At 37.1% G+C, this 15,788-nt stretch carries 18 protein-coding genes; 10 read left to right on the plus strand and 8 right to left on the minus strand.

Annotated features, from left to right (window positions below; all coding sequences use genetic code 11):
- Nucleotides 1-138: 138 nt before the first annotated feature.
- From ACNF4Z_RS04350 to ychF, 4 genes are all read left to right on the plus strand, one after another.
- The gene (locus tag ACNF4Z_RS04350) at nucleotides 139-2,136 is read left to right on the plus strand and encodes a M13 family metallopeptidase (protein ID WP_458328021.1); all 1,998 of its coding nucleotides are present in this window, start codon (nucleotides 139-141) and stop codon (nucleotides 2,134-2,136) included.
- 80 nt (nucleotides 2,137-2,216) lie between these two features.
- Entirely contained in the window at nucleotides 2,217-3,278 is a 1,062-nt protein-coding gene (locus ACNF4Z_RS04355; protein WP_458328022.1) for an NAD(P)-dependent glycerol-1-phosphate dehydrogenase, read from the plus strand.
- A 13-nt stretch (nucleotides 3,279-3,291) separates the two neighbouring features.
- Nucleotides 3,292-3,732 carry a UPF0179 family protein gene (locus ACNF4Z_RS04360; protein WP_458328023.1) on the plus strand — a complete coding sequence of 147 codons (441 nt, stop codon included), beginning with the start codon at nucleotides 3,292-3,294 and terminating at the stop codon, nucleotides 3,730-3,732.
- A complete protein-coding gene (gene ychF / locus ACNF4Z_RS04365) occupies nucleotides 3,732-4,886 on the plus strand; it encodes a YchF-related putative GTPase (protein WP_458328024.1) in 1,155 nt (384 codons plus the stop codon). The genes ACNF4Z_RS04360 and ychF overlap by 1 nt, the downstream gene beginning before the upstream one ends.
- Here ychF and ACNF4Z_RS04370 read toward each other — a convergent pair.
- Entirely contained in the window at nucleotides 4,858-5,406 is a 549-nt protein-coding gene (locus ACNF4Z_RS04370; protein WP_458328025.1) for a GNAT family N-acetyltransferase, read from the minus strand. The genes ychF and ACNF4Z_RS04370 overlap by 29 nt on opposite strands.
- Before the next feature lie 59 nt (nucleotides 5,407-5,465).
- On the opposite strand from ACNF4Z_RS04370, the gene ACNF4Z_RS04375 reads away from it, so the two are divergent.
- Nucleotides 5,466-6,041: a hypothetical protein gene (locus tag ACNF4Z_RS04375; protein ID WP_458328026.1), complete on the plus strand. Its 576-nt coding sequence runs from the start codon at nucleotides 5,466-5,468 to the stop codon at nucleotides 6,039-6,041.
- A gap of 2 nt (nucleotides 6,042-6,043) precedes the next feature.
- Here ACNF4Z_RS04375 and ACNF4Z_RS04380 read toward each other — a convergent pair whose 3' ends face one another.
- Nucleotides 6,044-7,747: an FAD-binding protein gene (locus tag ACNF4Z_RS04380; RefSeq protein ID WP_458328027.1), complete on the minus strand. Its 1,704-nt coding sequence runs from the start codon at nucleotides 7,745-7,747 to the stop codon at nucleotides 6,044-6,046.
- The gene (locus ACNF4Z_RS04385) at nucleotides 7,744-8,064 is read right to left on the minus strand and encodes a Rieske (2Fe-2S) protein (RefSeq protein ID WP_458328028.1); all 321 of its coding nucleotides are present in this window, start codon (nucleotides 8,062-8,064) and stop codon (nucleotides 7,744-7,746) included. The genes ACNF4Z_RS04380 and ACNF4Z_RS04385 overlap by 4 nt, the downstream gene beginning before the upstream one ends.
- 84 nt (nucleotides 8,065-8,148) lie before the next feature.
- Here ACNF4Z_RS04385 and ACNF4Z_RS04390 point away from each other — a divergent pair, with 84 nt between their 5' ends.
- Entirely contained in the window at nucleotides 8,149-8,778 is a 630-nt protein-coding gene (locus ACNF4Z_RS04390; RefSeq protein ID WP_458328029.1) for a helix-turn-helix transcriptional regulator, read from the plus strand.
- Nucleotides 8,779-8,781: 3 nt separating this feature from the next.
- Nucleotides 8,782-9,654 carry a type II methionyl aminopeptidase gene (map, locus tag ACNF4Z_RS04395; protein ID WP_458328030.1) on the plus strand — a complete coding sequence of 291 codons (873 nt, stop codon included), beginning with the start codon at nucleotides 8,782-8,784 and terminating at the stop codon, nucleotides 9,652-9,654.
- Here the strand turns inward: map and tmk are convergent.
- From tmk to htpX, 3 genes are read right to left on the minus strand one after another with little or no spacing between them, the layout of a single operon-like run.
- Nucleotides 9,647-10,261 (minus strand): dTMP kinase, encoded by a 615-nt coding sequence (tmk, locus tag ACNF4Z_RS04400; protein WP_458328031.1) that lies wholly within the window; start codon nucleotides 10,259-10,261, stop codon nucleotides 9,647-9,649. The genes map and tmk overlap by 8 nt on opposite strands.
- Before the next feature lie 44 nt (nucleotides 10,262-10,305).
- Nucleotides 10,306-10,731: a hypothetical protein gene (locus tag ACNF4Z_RS04405; protein WP_458328032.1), complete on the minus strand. Its 426-nt coding sequence runs from the start codon at nucleotides 10,729-10,731 to the stop codon at nucleotides 10,306-10,308.
- 5 nt (nucleotides 10,732-10,736) lie between these two features.
- Nucleotides 10,737-11,705, minus strand: a complete 969-nt coding sequence (gene htpX, locus ACNF4Z_RS04410) for a zinc metalloprotease HtpX (RefSeq protein ID WP_458328033.1) — start codon at nucleotides 11,703-11,705, stop codon at nucleotides 10,737-10,739.
- A gap of 108 nt (nucleotides 11,706-11,813) precedes the next feature.
- Here htpX and ACNF4Z_RS04415 point away from each other — a divergent pair, with 108 nt between their 5' ends.
- On the plus strand, nucleotides 11,814-12,725 hold the full coding sequence (locus ACNF4Z_RS04415) for an acetamidase/formamidase family protein (protein WP_458328034.1): 912 nt from the start codon (nucleotides 11,814-11,816) through the stop codon (nucleotides 12,723-12,725).
- Here ACNF4Z_RS04415 and ACNF4Z_RS04420 read toward each other — a convergent pair.
- Nucleotides 12,717-13,223, minus strand: coding sequence for a hypothetical protein (locus tag ACNF4Z_RS04420; protein ID WP_458328035.1), 507 nt, complete (start codon nucleotides 13,221-13,223; stop codon nucleotides 12,717-12,719). The genes ACNF4Z_RS04415 and ACNF4Z_RS04420 overlap by 9 nt on opposite strands.
- A 143-nt stretch (nucleotides 13,224-13,366) precedes the next feature.
- Between ACNF4Z_RS04420 and ACNF4Z_RS04425 the strand changes: the two genes are divergently transcribed.
- The gene (locus ACNF4Z_RS04425) at nucleotides 13,367-14,089 is read left to right on the plus strand and encodes an alanyl-tRNA editing protein (protein ID WP_458328036.1); all 723 of its coding nucleotides are present in this window, start codon (nucleotides 13,367-13,369) and stop codon (nucleotides 14,087-14,089) included.
- A gap of 41 nt (nucleotides 14,090-14,130) precedes the next feature.
- A complete protein-coding gene (locus ACNF4Z_RS04430; protein ID WP_458328037.1) occupies nucleotides 14,131-15,312 on the plus strand; it encodes a glycine C-acetyltransferase in 1,182 nt (393 codons plus the stop codon).
- A 53-nt stretch (nucleotides 15,313-15,365) separates the two neighbouring features.
- Here the strand turns inward: ACNF4Z_RS04430 and ACNF4Z_RS04435 are convergent, their stop codons facing one another.
- The gene (locus ACNF4Z_RS04435; protein WP_458328038.1) at nucleotides 15,366-15,752 is read right to left on the minus strand and encodes a DUF302 domain-containing protein; all 387 of its coding nucleotides are present in this window, start codon (nucleotides 15,750-15,752) and stop codon (nucleotides 15,366-15,368) included.
- Nucleotides 15,753-15,788 lie beyond the last annotated feature (36 nt).

Consider the following 15,788-nt stretch of genomic DNA (forward strand, 5'->3'; position numbering starts at 1 on the left):
ATCATTTATCTGAGAGCAGCAGAGATAAATGACAAATGGTCAATGAGATCATTGAGGGGATATTATAAATGCATTGATGAGATTAAGGAAATGTTCCAAAGGAGGTATCCTTTATAAATACACAACATTTGGGACACTATGGTTTTAATGAAGCAATTGGAAAAGATCAGGGAGGACGAAAGACCAGAAGAAAGCAAATTTTCAATAGAATATATGGATATGAGATACAATCCCATGGAGGATTTTTATCATTTTTCCAATGGAAAATGGCTGGAGACACACCCCATACCTTCTGACAAATCCCAGTGGGGTTCTTTCAATCAGCTTAGAGAGAGAAATATTTACATTCTTGGAAAAATTGCTGAAGAATGCGCCTTGAAAGCTGATAGCAGAGACTTCGTTGAAAAGATTGTGGGGGACTTCTATATTTCAGTTATGGACACTGAAGAAATAGAAAGAAGAAAACTAGAACCTGTGAATTTCATAATGAGAAAAATAGACTCAATAAATTCAAAGAAAGATGTTCTTGATGTTGCGCAATTTCTCTATTCAAATGGAATACCAGTTCTGTTTGGAGCATTCTCAATGGGAGACAGAAAAAACAGTGATTATTACGCTTTTTACATCTATCAGGGTGGACTTTCAATGCCTAACAGAGACTACTATCTTTTGGATGCATTCAGCAATGTTAGAGAGAAATACATTAAACACGTTGAAAAAATGTTTTCTCTTTATGGATTGAGTGAAGAAGAGGCATCAAAAACTGCAAATGAAATTTTCACTTTTGAGAAAAAAATTGCTGAGGCAAGCAGACCACAGCATGAATTAAGAGAAAGTGAAAAAAATTACAACAGATTTGAAAAGGATAAGGTAGAAAAAGAATTTAAGCATATTAATTTCATAAGATTTCTTGAACTCTCTCAATCACCATCGGTTGATTACATAATAATTGGTCAGCCAGAGGTTATGAGTTCTTTGGATAGATTGATTGATGACACGGAACTTAAGGTTATAAAAAATTACATGAAATGGGCTGTTTTGAGAACATTAGCACCATTTCTGCATAAGGAATTTGAAATGGAAAATTTCGACTTCTTCAGCAGAACTTTGATGGGACAAATGGAACCTGAAAAAAGATGGAAAAAAGCTGTCAGCATAATAGACAGAATGGTAGGGGAAGCTTTGGGACAACTTTATGTAAAAAGGGAGTTTGGACCGGAGGCAAGAAAAAGGATGGAAACCTTGGTGAACGATATAAGGGAAGTTTTTGAAGAGAGACTTAAAAATCTTCCTTGGATGTCAGAAAAAACAAAGGAAAGGGCTCTGAAAAAGTTCAAAAAATTCAGACCAAAAATAGGGTTTCCATCAAAATGGATCGATTATTCATCAGTTGAAATAAGACCAGATGATCTCGTTGGAAATTACCTGAGATCCGCTAATTTTGAATTCAGAAGACAGATTGAAAGGATAGGAAAAAATGTGGACAGAGAGCTGTGGTTTATGACTCCTCCAACAGTGAATGCCTATTTTTCACCAACTGATAATGAGATAGTATTTCCAGCTGGGATACTGCAACCCCCATTCTTTGATGTTAATGCGGATGATGCCGTGAATTATGGTGCTATTGGCGGTGTTATATCTCATGAGATAACCCATGGTTTCGATGATCAGGGAAGAAAATACGATGACATGGGAAATCTCAATGACTGGTGGAGTGAAGAAGATGCAGAGAATTTTAGAAAAAGGGCTGATCATGTGGTGAGTTTGTACAGCTCATACGAAATCCTGCCTGGGTTTAAAATCAATGGAAAACTTACCCTGGGTGAGAACATTGCAGATCTGGGTGGAGTTTACATAGCATTCAATGCATTGCAAAGGAGACTGGAGAAAAATCCTGAATTGAGAAAGAGAATAGATGGACTTACACCGGAACAGAGATTTTTCATATCCTGGGCGCAAGTATGGAAAGCCAATACCAGGGATGAAGAAAGCAAGCGGAGGATAACAATAGATCCTCATTCTCCGGCAAGATTCAGAGGGGAAATACCTCCAAGGAACCATGAGAAGTTCGATGAGGTCTTTCAGGAATTTGCAAATGGTAAAAAGAATATGCTGGAAAAGGTCTTCATCTGGTGAATAAATTATATTTTTTTTATTTGTCAGAAACAGTTTAAGAACATTTATATTATTCAATTACATGGTAAACTGGCTTTGACATGGAGTTCAGCAAATATAAAATGATGCAATTCCCCCGGGAAGTGTTCGTAGGTCACGGAGTTCTGGAAAAAGTACCAGAGGTAGTTAAAAAGAATATCAGAGGGGATAAGGTCATGATCATAACAGGCAGTTTTACAGAGAACATTGCTGGAAGGGAAGTTCTGAACATGGTTGAGGATGCAACCCTCGACTGTTTGATGATAAAAACGGGCAATGCTACAGAAGAAAATTTGAATCAAATTGAGATGAGTGCAAAAGAGTACGCACCTGATATAGTTCTTGGAGTTGGGGGAGGAAGTAAGATAGATCTTGCAAAGAAAATTGCATATCTAATGGATATTCCACTCATAAGCATTCCAACAACACCAAGTCATGATGGCATAGCATCTCCAAGAGCATCAATAAAAAGAAACGGATGGTCAGTTTCAGAAGAGGGTGCAATGCCAGTATCCATAATTGCTGATACATCCATACTTGTTAGGGCACCCTACAGGTATCTCGCAGCTGGGGCTGCAGATGTTATTGCTAATCAGACTTCAATACTTGATTGGAAACTTGCAAACAGATTAAAAGGTGAGGATTTCAGCAGTAGTGCAGCTGCAATCGCGGAGTATGCAGCAAGGGAACTTGTTGAGAAAGTACATCTTATAATGCCAGGTGTGGAAGAATCAGTATGGCTGGTTACAAAGCAAATACTGGCGTCAGGTACATCAATGGCCATAGCTTCATCATCAAGGCCAGCCAGTGGAAGCGAACATCTTATTGCACATGCAATAGAAACTTTCTCTCCAGGTAAGGCAATACATGGTGAGGAAGTGGCAATTGGTTCAATAATTGCAATGTTTTTCCACGGTGGTGACTGGCAAGGATTGAAAAGAGTTTACGAAAGTATTGGAATAAAACTTCAATCATCAAGTTACGGCATAGAGGAAAGTGTGATGATAGACGCTGTTCGTAGCGCTCACAGAATAAGGCCTGAAAGATATACAATACTTGGAGATACTGATCTGAGCTACAGTGCTGCTGAAAATGCTCTTAGAATAACCGGGATAATAGATTAAGAGTTGGGTTAAAATGGCTGGAAGGATAACACTAATAGGAGTTGATCAGGCGGCGGAGGGACACGTATTCAGGTATGTTAAACCTCTTCAGACATGTTCAGAATGTAAAATTAAGAATGTTTGTTTTAACCTGGAGCAGGGTAAACTGTACAGGATAGTTGAGGTGAGAGATAAGGTTCACCCATGTAATGTATTCAATAAGAATTCTGTGTCCACAGTTAAGGTGGAAGAGGTGGAAGAACCATATCTGGTTGAATATACCAAGAGGGTAATTGAAGGATCAACAATTACTCTTAAGGGAAGAAAATGCGAACATTTGACATGTCCCAATATAGAAAAATGCAACATGATGCATCATCCGGGGGATTTAAGGATAACAATAAAATCAATTGGGGAAAAGGTAAAGTGCCCTCTCGGGTATGATATAAGAGTTATTGAAGGGAAAAGAGCATAGTGACGCTGAAGGTAGGGGTTATAGGAAAACCCAATGCCGGTAAATCAACATTTTTCTCCGCAGTCACAGGGGTTAATGCAGCCATAGGCAATTATCCATTTACAACCATAGAGCCAAACCTTGCCATTGGATATTTCAAAGTTGAATGTCCTCACAATGAAATAGGCAATAAGTGTAATCCCAGAAGTGGTTTCTGCATTGATGGTAGCAGATATGTTTCTGTGGAAATCTTTGATGTACCAGGACTTATAGAAGGGGCTTCAGAGGGAAAAGGCATGGGAAATCAATTTCTAGATTCACTAAGAGAGGCAGATAGTTTCATTCATCTCATAAGCCCCGTTGATGACAACGGAAAAATACTCTCACCACATGAAATTGAAAAGGAAGCTGAAATGATAGAAATTGAAATAAAAAAATGGATGGTTTCAAGGCTTTCCAGAGACTGGGAAAAACTTGTAAGAAAATACAAGCAGTCAAATCTTCCCCTTGAAGATAAAATAATTGAAAAGGTCTCTTTTTTTGGAATAGGTATGAAAGAACTTAAAGAGGTACTTATAGCCGGCTCTTTTCCATCCAAAATTCAAGACTGGGGAGACGCACAATTCCAGGAATTTGCAGAGGTCTTTTTTTCAAAGGTGAGACCAATAGTGAGGGTGATAAACAAAGGAGACCTCCTGAAAAACGGTGAATTGAAGTCTCTTAAATATCCTGTTATAAGTGCGGATTATGAACTTTCCATTGCAAAAGCTGTTAATAACTCCATTTTAAGTGACATACTTCACATTGAAGCCACAGATAAAGCCAAGGAAAAACAAAAAAATGCCATATCAATAATCAGAAATGCCTATGCCTCAAAAAGCATTATGAGAGCCCAGGATCTTTTGAAATGGCTCATAATTGATAGGATGAACAGGATAGTTGTTTATCCTGTATATGACGAAACAAAGTGGACAGACAAGGATGGAAACGTTCTCCCTGATGCTTTTGTTATGAATAACGGAGCCACTGCTCAGCAACTTGCATTCGCTGTTCACACTGAAATAGGAGAAGGATTCATAAAGGCCATCGATTGCAGAAAAAAAATAGCTGTTGGAAAAAATCATGAACTGAAAAATGGAGATGTGATCAGGATAGTTTCACATACTCACTCCTGAGTATCTCGTATATCAGTTCATCTGAATATCCATGTTCCGGGATAAAACACTGTTCTCTTAGTCTGCCCACCAGCTTCATCCCATTTTTTTCCATCACCCGGTATGAGGCAGGATTTGTTTGGTAAACATATGCAATTATTTTCCTTAAATTCAGTGTCATGAATCCATAGTCAAGAAGAAGTTTCAGAGCCTCTGTGCCATAACCCTTTCCCCAGGAATTTTTGGATAGGAAATACCCTGCAGTTCCTACCTGCCTGTTATCCATGTTGCTAAGACCTGCAACTCCGCATATCCTTTTTGATGAGTTCTCGATCACTGCGAAATTTATCTGCTTATCACCAACAATGGAATTGTTGTCTATCCATTCATACTCCCCAATGAGTGTATAGGCATGCATGAAGGATGTGAGATTTCTGTTTACATCAGGATTGTTAAGTGTGGTATAAAAAAATTCGGCGTCTGATCTTTCTATCAATCCTAGAGATACATTTTTTCCTGCTTTTATAATTGGTCTTTCCATGAATAACCCTCAATGAATTTATACAGATATATTAATTAAGCTGAAATATTTTTTAGACAATGAATATCACCCCTCTCACTTCCAAATCTCTGATACCATCTGACGTTTTCGGTTTTTCCTCTTTTACAATATACATTTTGATACTCATTGTGGGGATAATACTCCTCTTTGTTGGAAAAAAGGCCTTTGATGCATTATCATGGTTATTTGGAGCATATGCTGGTTTCCTTCTTACGGCATTCTTACTCATAAGGCTTCATCCCACAGGGGTTCCTGTTATACTTGTATTGATCATCGGTGCTGTTGTGGGAGGATTAATCTTTTATAGGGTAAAGGATGTAATTTTTGGGGCTTTTTTTGGTTTCTTTGTACTTTTTGGACTTTACGAAATCGGAGGATTGAGTGCAATTTATTCTCTTATGGGAGGTGCGATTGCATTTATAATAGCACTATGGAAAAAGGACGATGTCAAGCTTATATTGTCCGTGATTGTTGGATCATTCGCTGTATGGTTCTCTCTCCTAGGCCTGGGACTAGTAAACATAAAGGCAGAAATAGTAGCAGGCCTCCTTTTGATAGCCGGAATAGGCATTCAGATGTATGAAGAATCTATAAAAAATTATGATAGTTCATAATTTTAGAGATTTTCCAGTTCTTTTATGAACTCTTCAACGCTGGCAATACAACCGTAATCTGCATTATTGAAAATTGGTGCATCATTTTGACTGTTCACTGCCAGAATTTTTTTTGCATATCTTAGACCAACCATATGGTTATCATGGCCAGAAACACCGAGTGCCACGTAAAGATCTGGTGATATTGAGACACCTGTGAGGCCAACCTGAACCTCCCTTGGTAGAAAATGCATGTCCACAACTGGTCTTGTGCCAGCCACAGCAAATCCTTTTGAAATTATGAGATTTGCAATATTCTGGACGTTACCCTTACCCTTGACTCCTCTTCCTATTCCAAATACAATTCTTGCCCCCTGAATAGATGGAAAAGTTGAGAATTCTCTTGATTCGCCCCTAATTTCAATTGATTCCTTACCCTTTGTTTCAATATTTAAAACCGAAGGTTTATTTTTAGAGCGCAATGGAATAAAAATTCCAGGTCTTACGGATGCCATTGCAGGAACCTTTTTAGATTCTATTCTTGCAAGTACACCTCCTCCAAAGGCTGGTTTATATTGAATCAATTTTTCATTTTCATACTTAATATCAATACAATCTGCAGTGAGTCCCAATGACATATCCGCTGCTATGAACGATGAAACATCCCTTCCAAGATTTGTGGACGGAAAAATTACAAATTCTGGTTTCAACTCTTTGATTGCTTCTTCAATTGTTGATGCAATAACAGATGGATCTTCACTTTTGAAATATCTGTATTCAGATGCTGGAAGATCTTTAACAGATTCTGGCGAAATATTTCCAATTGCAACATGCCTCAAGGAGGATTCCAGTGAAATCTGCTGGCATTTGCCTGCAATTTCAAGGAAAAGATTTGGATCTGAAAGACCCACAGAAATGCAGGTTTTTTTTGATTCAGAAGCTGGAACTTCTATATATTCAACCTCCACCTGAGATTTCTTTCTGCCCTCTTCTCTGATAATTTTTATTGCTTCTTTAATGTCAATGAATTTCACACTTCTACTGCTCTTAACCTCGCTTGTTCCCTTCACAACCGTCAAGGATTCCTCAGCACCGTTGAAGTTGAAATTCAGGTATTTACTGTCAGCAATCTTTACTTTTTCTCTCATATCAGGAACGTTTTCCGGCATTGCCCTTATCTTGTTTATCTTCTCATCCACAGATATAACAACCGGCATTAGTGTTGAAACTTCCCTAGTACCCTTTTCAAATGACTGCAATGCGTTAATTCTTCTTCCATCAATGTCTATCTTTATTGCAGAGGATATAAAATTGTAATTGCACATTCTTGCTATTTCAGGTGGAACCTGAGAGGTTTCCCCATCAAGAGAATATTTTCCAGCAAGTACCATATCTGGCCTTTCCTTATTAATGAATTCAGATATTATTTTTGCGGTTGCCCAGGTATCTGAGCCACCGTAAAGCCTGTCACTAATTAGATATGCCTCATCAACGCCAAATTTTAATGATTCATTAAGTACATCTATGGCCTGAGGTGGCCCCATTGATACTGCCAATATTTTTGTATCTGTTATTCTTTCCCTTATTCTCAGTGATTCTTCCAGGGCTTTCTTGTCAAATGAATTCATCATAAGTTCAACCCCTTCTCTCACAATTCTTCCTGTCTCAGGGTTGAATCTGATTTTGTTAACGTCCGGTATCTGCTTTACCAGAACAACTATTTTCATTCAACATCCACCATTATTTCTCCATTCTCAATCTTAACCTTGTATGCTTTCAGTGGAGAAATATCACCAGAACCCTCTGGGGGATGAACAACTTTTCCCGTAGCAGGATCAAAGGCAGCAAAGTGATTGGGGCAAGTTAGGCAATGTTCGTCCATAAAGCCGTCAGCAAGATCGTACTCCTCATGGGTGCACAGAGTTGAAGTTGAATATATCTTTCCACTGTCCTTCATGATCAGAATCTCTTTGTCTCCAGCCTTAACCTTCGCTATGTCACCCTCAGCTATCTTGTCGGCCTTTCCAACTTTATACCAAGTCATGTATGATTATCATATTACATTATTTTAAGGTTTTTTAGATTGTTTAAGAAATCGTTATATCATTTCTGTTGATGCAGAAATATCATGGAAACAGTTTATGAGGGTAGCCAGAGATCAAGGGTGTTAAATACAATTATAAAACTCGGGAATCCCTCTCTTTCACAACTCAGCAAAGAACTTGGTATTTCAAAGGCTGCAGTTGTAAAATGGATCAAAAAACTTGAAAATGAAGGATTCATAGTAAAAGAGTACAGACAGAAAAAAAAGGGAAGGCCAGTTTGTTTTATAAGATATACAGACAAAATTCTTAAAGATTCCATTAAAGAATGTGATAATATGGCTGTAGAGACCCTGAAATACATTGAGGAAAACTATGGTGTTGAAGCCAGTATGAATGCAATCTCCTCAATTTACAAAAAGAAAACGGAAAAGTACAGAAAATATATCATAGAAAGTTCAAGAAAAATTAATAAATTTCTGGAAATTAAAAGAGAAGAAGGATACAAACCTGAGTTGAAAAGCAGGGAGGATGGAATAATATCAATTATTGAGCACAATTGTCCCATAATTGAGATTTCAAGAAGGTATGCAGGAACATGTGAGAGGGAAAAAATTATGATTAGAGATCTGCTTGAAATGGATTTTGAAATAATCGGGACCAAGGTAGAAGGCCGCCCTTATTGTGAATTCAGAAGTGAGAAGAGGAGGGATTGAATCTTGGAAATTGAAGAGAAAAGAAAGATACTAGAAGCGGGAAAACTTGGTAAACTTGCACTGCAGGAGGCTTTAAGCCTAATTGAGCCAGGAGCCAGATTTCTTGATGTGGCTGAAAATACAGAGAAATTTATAAGAGATAATGGTGGAAAGCCCTCTTTTCCATTAAATCTTTCAGTTAATAATGAGGCTGCACATTACACACCGTCACCTGATGATAAAAAGACATTTAAAACTGGGGATCTTGTTAAGGTTGATATAGGTGCACAGGTGGATGGATACATTTCAGATAACGCAGCCACAATGGAAGTTGGAGGGAAAGGTGATTACTCAGATTTGATAGACGCTTCTAAAGAGGCACTTGAAAATGCAATTTCAAAGTTAAGGCCCGGTATTGAGATCTGGAGAATAGGCCAGGCAATAGAGGAGAAGATAGTCGCACATGGTTTCAAACCTGTAAAGAATCTTGGTGGACATGGTATAAAAAGGTATGATCTTCACTCAACTATCTTCATTCCAAACTATAACGATGGAAACGGAAGAAGAATTGAGCCAGGACAACTTATAGCCATTGAACCATTTGCATCAACGGGTATAGGCATGATACACAACGGGCCAGGTGGGAATATATACATATTTGATGGTACAAAACTGAAGAAAGGGGATCCAGTTGTGGACAATTTCAACACACTGCCATTTGCAGAAAGGTGGTTAAAGGACGTATATCCGGATTACAGGGATTACCTAAAAAAGAACATTTTTATGAAACAGATATCACATTTTCCAATTTTAAAGGAACACCGTGATGCAAGGATCTCACAGCATGAGCATACTGTTCTTTTTGATGGAGATGAAGTAATAGTAACAACTAAATAAATGCCTCAATTTTTTTTAATATATCTTTAAAAAGCTGGTCAAGTGATCTGTTTCCATCCAAGATCAATGTGTTTTCGCACAAAATTTTATTTTGTATCGCTGTTAAAAAATTCTCCTGAACATCCTTCAAAAATTCAAAATTCTCAAAGAAATTCAATTTGTCCTCCTTTGTCTTTCTTCTTGCAGCCTCTTCCGGATCTATTGTTATTAGAATTGTAAGATCTGGCATAATGTGAAATGGTTTGCACACCATGCCCATATAGTTAAGGGCTGCTTCTCTTGAACCCAGGAATTCAGCCATATATTTACCCTGGTATGCCACTGTGGAAAGGGAATATCTGTCGCATAGCACAATTTTGCTATCTCCCAGCCATCTATTTATCTCCACATTATGAAACATCCTGTCTCTCAAAAACAGAGCTGTGAGTATGAGAAACTCTTCCTTTTTTAGTTTTCCCTCCAAATTCAACCCCATTCCAAATCTCTCTGTAGGCTCATGTGTTTTCACTGTTTCCCTATTCAATTCAGAGATATGTGTATACAGAAGATCAACGAGACTGGACTTCCCTGTTCTGTCAATGCCCTCTAAAACTATAAATGGAGTCATTAAAGTCAATCTGTATAATTTTTCAAAATTAAAGTTATGCCACTTTAAAGATAGTCATACAATAACAGGAGGAAATATCTGTCCTCTTTTATTAGAAAATCCATAATTTCCCTCCTTTCATTTTCTTCAAATTTTTCTATTTCTCTCATCACTACGCTTCTGTCACTGTTAATTGCCCTTTCAACTATTGACACAAGTCTTCCGCTTTCCTCCGGAGATGGAAATCTTATAGCCTTTATTGCAAGAATAGCTGCAAAGAAGTATAATTTTGCCACTGCCCTCTCGTTAAAATAAATCTTCCTACCATCTATCAACACTATTGTTTCCTCATCATGCCTGTACATGGAGATCTCATCACCCTGCATTACAGGAACATATTGGCCATTAGATGTTTCAAAAAAAGAAAAATCTGGAATTTTTATACTTTTTTTTATTCGAATTGCAACTTCCTGCAATCTTTCTTTATTCATCGGTTTCACTGAAAGCCATTATTTTTAAGTTTTTCAAGCATCTGTATTCTTAGGGCAGGGTGAGGATGATCTGAGAATACTCTCTTTGAGAGAGGGACTTTCATTCTTTTCCACTGCTCAATAAGGTTCATATGATATTGTGCGTCATTACCGTCATTTTCACCTGAAAACATTAGCATACTCCCAAGGGAAGATGATGGATTGCTTCTTGATTTCCTCCTTCTGAAAAAGGTGTTTCTTGAAGATGTGGCGACAATTTTTGCAAGTGCCGTCTGAAGGTTCTGAGGGCCATTTTCCATTGTAATTGCTGAATTGTAATCAGCATAACTCTCCCTTATTCTGTTGACACCAAGTATCATTATATTGAAAAGAAAACTGACTGCAACAAGTGCTATTGCAACAAGCATAGCAGTTCCATTTGATCTTCTTCCTCCACCTGAGAATAGAAGTGAATATCCGAAATAAAAGATCAGTGTAGGTATGAGCCCTATTGCCATAAGAAGGGCAACGTCGTGATGCTTCAGATGGCCTATCTCATGAGCCATAACGGCCTCCAATTCATCCTTGTTAAGAATCTGTAATATTGGTGCTGTGACTGCCATTCTCTTTCCAGATATTATATTCCCATATGCAAATGCATTTGGAAAAGGGACGTTGGCTATGTAAAGCTTTGGAACTGATATGTTATTTACCCTGCAGACATTTTCCAATGACTGATACACTGAAGAATACTGAAAATCACCAGGGCTTATCTCCTTCAGGTGATACATGTATCCTATCAGGTATGGCGATATGAGATACTGAATGATATCCATGATAAATACGAATATTATTAGAATTCCAAATAGTCCAAAAGAAATTGAAGTGCCAAAGAAATAAGAGGATACTCCCATAATTAAAAGAGATGCCAGCAATGCTATTCCAATACCGGCAAATATGGTTGCAATTTTTAATTTTGCACCCATTAGGTTCATAATGATATATTAAAAATTGGATTATAAACTTTTACTAATAAATTTTTTATTGAGTTAAGTAATAATTTTGAAGGTCATAAATTAAATATTTGCATAATATGGAACATTATGGAAATGAAATGGAGTGAACAATTCATTCATTATTCATGGACTGCTAAAAATGTACCTTGTGGAACCATTAAACCAGGAGAAAAGGTAATTCTTCATGTACCAGATTCTTCTGTTGGTAAGATCCGGGAGAACACCACACTGGAGAAATTTAAATCCATGAATCTGGATTCATTTGACGGGGCATTCGGGCCTTTTTCAGTTGAGGGGGCAGAACCTGGAGATGCTATTGTTCTTAACATTGACAGCATAAAAAGTGGAAATTTTGGCTGGTCAGCAGTAATTCCAGGATTCGGACTGATTAAGGATGCAGAAAGCATTCTGATAAAGTGGAAGAAAAAGGATGGATACTGGGAGTGCGTATATCCTGAAAACTTTCTTAAAGGTATCAGGATAAAAGATAGACCTTTTCTTGGCGTGGTTGGGGTGTCACCAGCCACCAATGAGTATGGAATGATTCCACCACAGCATTTTGGAGGAAACATGGACTTCAGGCATATGACAGAGGGTTTCCACATAAGTTTTCCAGTTTTTCTCAAAGGTGGAAACATCTCATTTGGGGACTCGCATGGCAGCCAGGGTAATGGAGAGGTGTGTGGAACCGCCATAGAAACTGATTCAGTAATAGAATTTCATTTAGAAATTCTAAAAAATTCTAAAATAAAAACACCTGTTGCAAGGGGTTCTTTCAGTGAATCAGGACAATATTTATGGACAACAGGGGTAGGCCCTGACCTTTACCAATGTGCCAGGGAAGCTCTATTTGAAATGATTAGGGAATTCTCTTACCTTGGTCTCAATAATACTGAGACATATGTACTTGCAAGCATTGTAGGAGATCTTGAAATTACAGAAATAGTTGATGAGCCAAATTTTGTAGTTTCTCTAAAAATGCCATCGGATTTACTCTGAACTATTTTTTTCATTTTTCAGGTTTGATCCCATAATTTTTCCATGTTTTACAATTGCAGCAACCAGGACCATATAATAGATGCTGCTAAATATAATGAATACATAAAACATATAATTTTGGACAAAACTGTTCAAAATAGATGTTTCTGAAATAATAAAAACTATGGAAAAAATGTAGTATATAAATGAAGAAACATACGGGATTGCATTATTGTAGAAGGCTTTTGAAACCTTCCATGAACCTGTTGAAAATTCATGCTTTCTTCTGTATCTCATAACTATCATCAGTAAGGGACTGAATACAAAAACAAGAAATATCAATATTGCAAGTGCTCCTCCAGTAAGATTTACACTTACAATATTACCATAAACATAGTAGATTGAAAAAACAAGTATTCCATTAACAGGGAGGAATATCCAGGAATATACTGACCTGGCAAATAATCTTATGATAATGTAAAGAGACATTAGTGGAATGAGAATTGCAAATATTCCCATCCAGTATTCAAAGGTTTTTCCCCATATTGATTTCGTAAACAGAAATTGTTATTTTCCTTATAATTTCTCTGAAAGAAAATTTTAACAAGAATTTAAAAGTGAATAATTGAAAAAAGACAAATATAATGAAAAAATGTGAAAAAATGACTGAAAAAATTTACCTTAAGGATGCATATCTGAAGGAAACCACTGCCAATGTTTTGGATATAACAGATTCAGGGATTATTCTCGATAAGACAGTATTCTATGCAGCTGGAGGAGGTCAGCCGGGAGACAAAGGCTGGATTATAAGTGAAGGTAAGAAGATGAAAATAATTGATACCGTGAAGTCTGGCGATGATGTTCTTCATGTGGCTGATTTAAATGATTTAGATCATAATATAAAAGGAAAGGATGTAAAGGCAATAATTGACTGGGAGAGAAGACATATGCTGATGAGATTTCACAGTGCTGTCCACATAATTGATGCTGCAGTTCATCTTTACAATAATGAAACGTTGATAACCGGGAGCCAGATATATGATGATCGTGCAAGAGTTGATTTTTCGGTTTCAAATTTCTCTCAGGACCTGGCCAATGAAATAATTGAAAATGCAAACAGGATCATATCTGAAAAACATAATATAAACGTAAAATTCTTGCCAAAGGATGAAGCTTTAAAAATTGAGGGCCTTGCCAGAACGGAACCGGGCAGAAAACTATTGGAATCACTGGAAACGGTAAGAATAATTGAAATCGAAGGTGTTGACATGCAATCCGACGGCGGTACACATGTGAAGAATACATCTGAAGTTGGAACGATTGTTCTGCAGAAAATTGAAAATAAAGGGAGCAAAAACAAGAGAATGTATTTCAATCTTCTATGAATTTTGGAAATTTTTAATTAAGAAGGAAACATGTGAAAAATATGACTGACATGAAATGGGTTGATGATGAACTGAATGAACTTAAAAATTCTGGGAGGTATGTTAACCACAAAACCCTGGAAAGCTCACAGGGAGCCTATATAAAAATCGGAGGAAAGATCGTTCTAAATATGTGCTCCAACAATTACCTTGGATTTGCCAATCACACAGAAATAAAAAAAGCGGTAATAGACGCAATTGAAACTTATGGAATTGGAGCTGGTGCAGTAAGATCAATAGCGGGAACAAATGAACTCCATATAAAGCTTGAGGAAAAACTTGCAAAATTCAAGCATATGGAAGCAGCAATTGTCTACCAAGGCGGTTTATTGGCAAACCTTGGTACAATCCCGGTGCTTGTAAATAAGGAAGATCTTTTATTCAGCGAAGAATTGAATCATGCCAGTATAATTGATGGAATGAGGCTGAGTTCGGCCAAAAGATATGTTTACAAACACCTATCCACGGAGGATCTTGAGAATAATTTGAAAGAGCACAGAAAAGAAGGTAAAAAAGCTCTCATAGTCACAGATGGTGTCTTCAGTATGGATGGAGACATGGCAAAGCTCGATGAACTTGCGGAAATTAAGGAAAAATATGATGCAATGCTTTATGTGGATGATGCCCATGGAGAGGGTGTTCTTGGGAAAAATGGAAGGGGAATAGTTGACCACTTTGGGCTATCCCATAAGGTTGAAGTTGAAATGGGAACATTTTCCAAGGCCCTTGGATCCATGGGTGGATTTGTTGCAGGAAGTTCCAAACTGATTGAACTATTAAAACAGAGGGCAAGGCCCTTCCTTTTCAGTAGTGGTTTAAATCCTGCAGACACAGCAGCCGTAATTAAGGCAATTGAAATAATGGAAAGGGATGATTCTTACATTAAGAGGTTATGGAACAATGCTAGAAAACTTCAGGATGGTCTTAAAAATTCAGGCTTTGAACTTACAAACACGAAGACGCCAATAACACCCGTACTCATAAAAGACGAGAAAAAAACCCAGGAGATGAGCAAGCTCCTGTATGAACAGGAAAATATTTTTGCCTCCCCTATAGTCTATCCTACTGTTGCAAGAGGAATGGCCAGAATAAGACTGATGCCATCTGCATTGCATTCAGATGAAGAGATTTCAATGTGTATTGACGGTTTTCAGAATGTTGGGAAAAAGTTGAAATTAATATAAAAAATCTAAATTATATTGAAAAATAAAAAATTAATTTTAAGCTGCCAATCTCATTACATATTAAAGTTGGCAATTAAATCTCCCATTAGGTTTTTCATTTTTTTCAAAGATTCTGATGAATCTGTGAGGGAAAATCTCTGAGCTGTTTTATCAATGTCTGGCAATACAATGTTGACACTTCCATCTTTTTCATATATCAGGATTCTCAATGGAAGTTCAAAACCTGAGTCTGGATTTTCAATCATCAGATTGGTGCCCACCTCTGGTGTTCCAAATAAAATTAGAGATTCTTTATTCAAGAACATGTTTACCCTTTCTGCATTTTTTTTATGATCTATAATTGTAAAAACCAGAACTTTTCTTGAATTTAAAAAGTCAAGAACCTTTTTCATTGTCTCTTCAAAATCAAAAGCACTTTTTATCTTTATAAAATCAATCATACAAATATTTATGAAACTTTAATACAAAAATATTTC

The organism is Caldiplasma sukawensis, assembly GCF_052315375.1.
Taxonomy (GTDB): Archaea; Thermoplasmatota; Thermoplasmata; order Thermoplasmatales; family Thermoplasmataceae; genus Cuniculiplasma.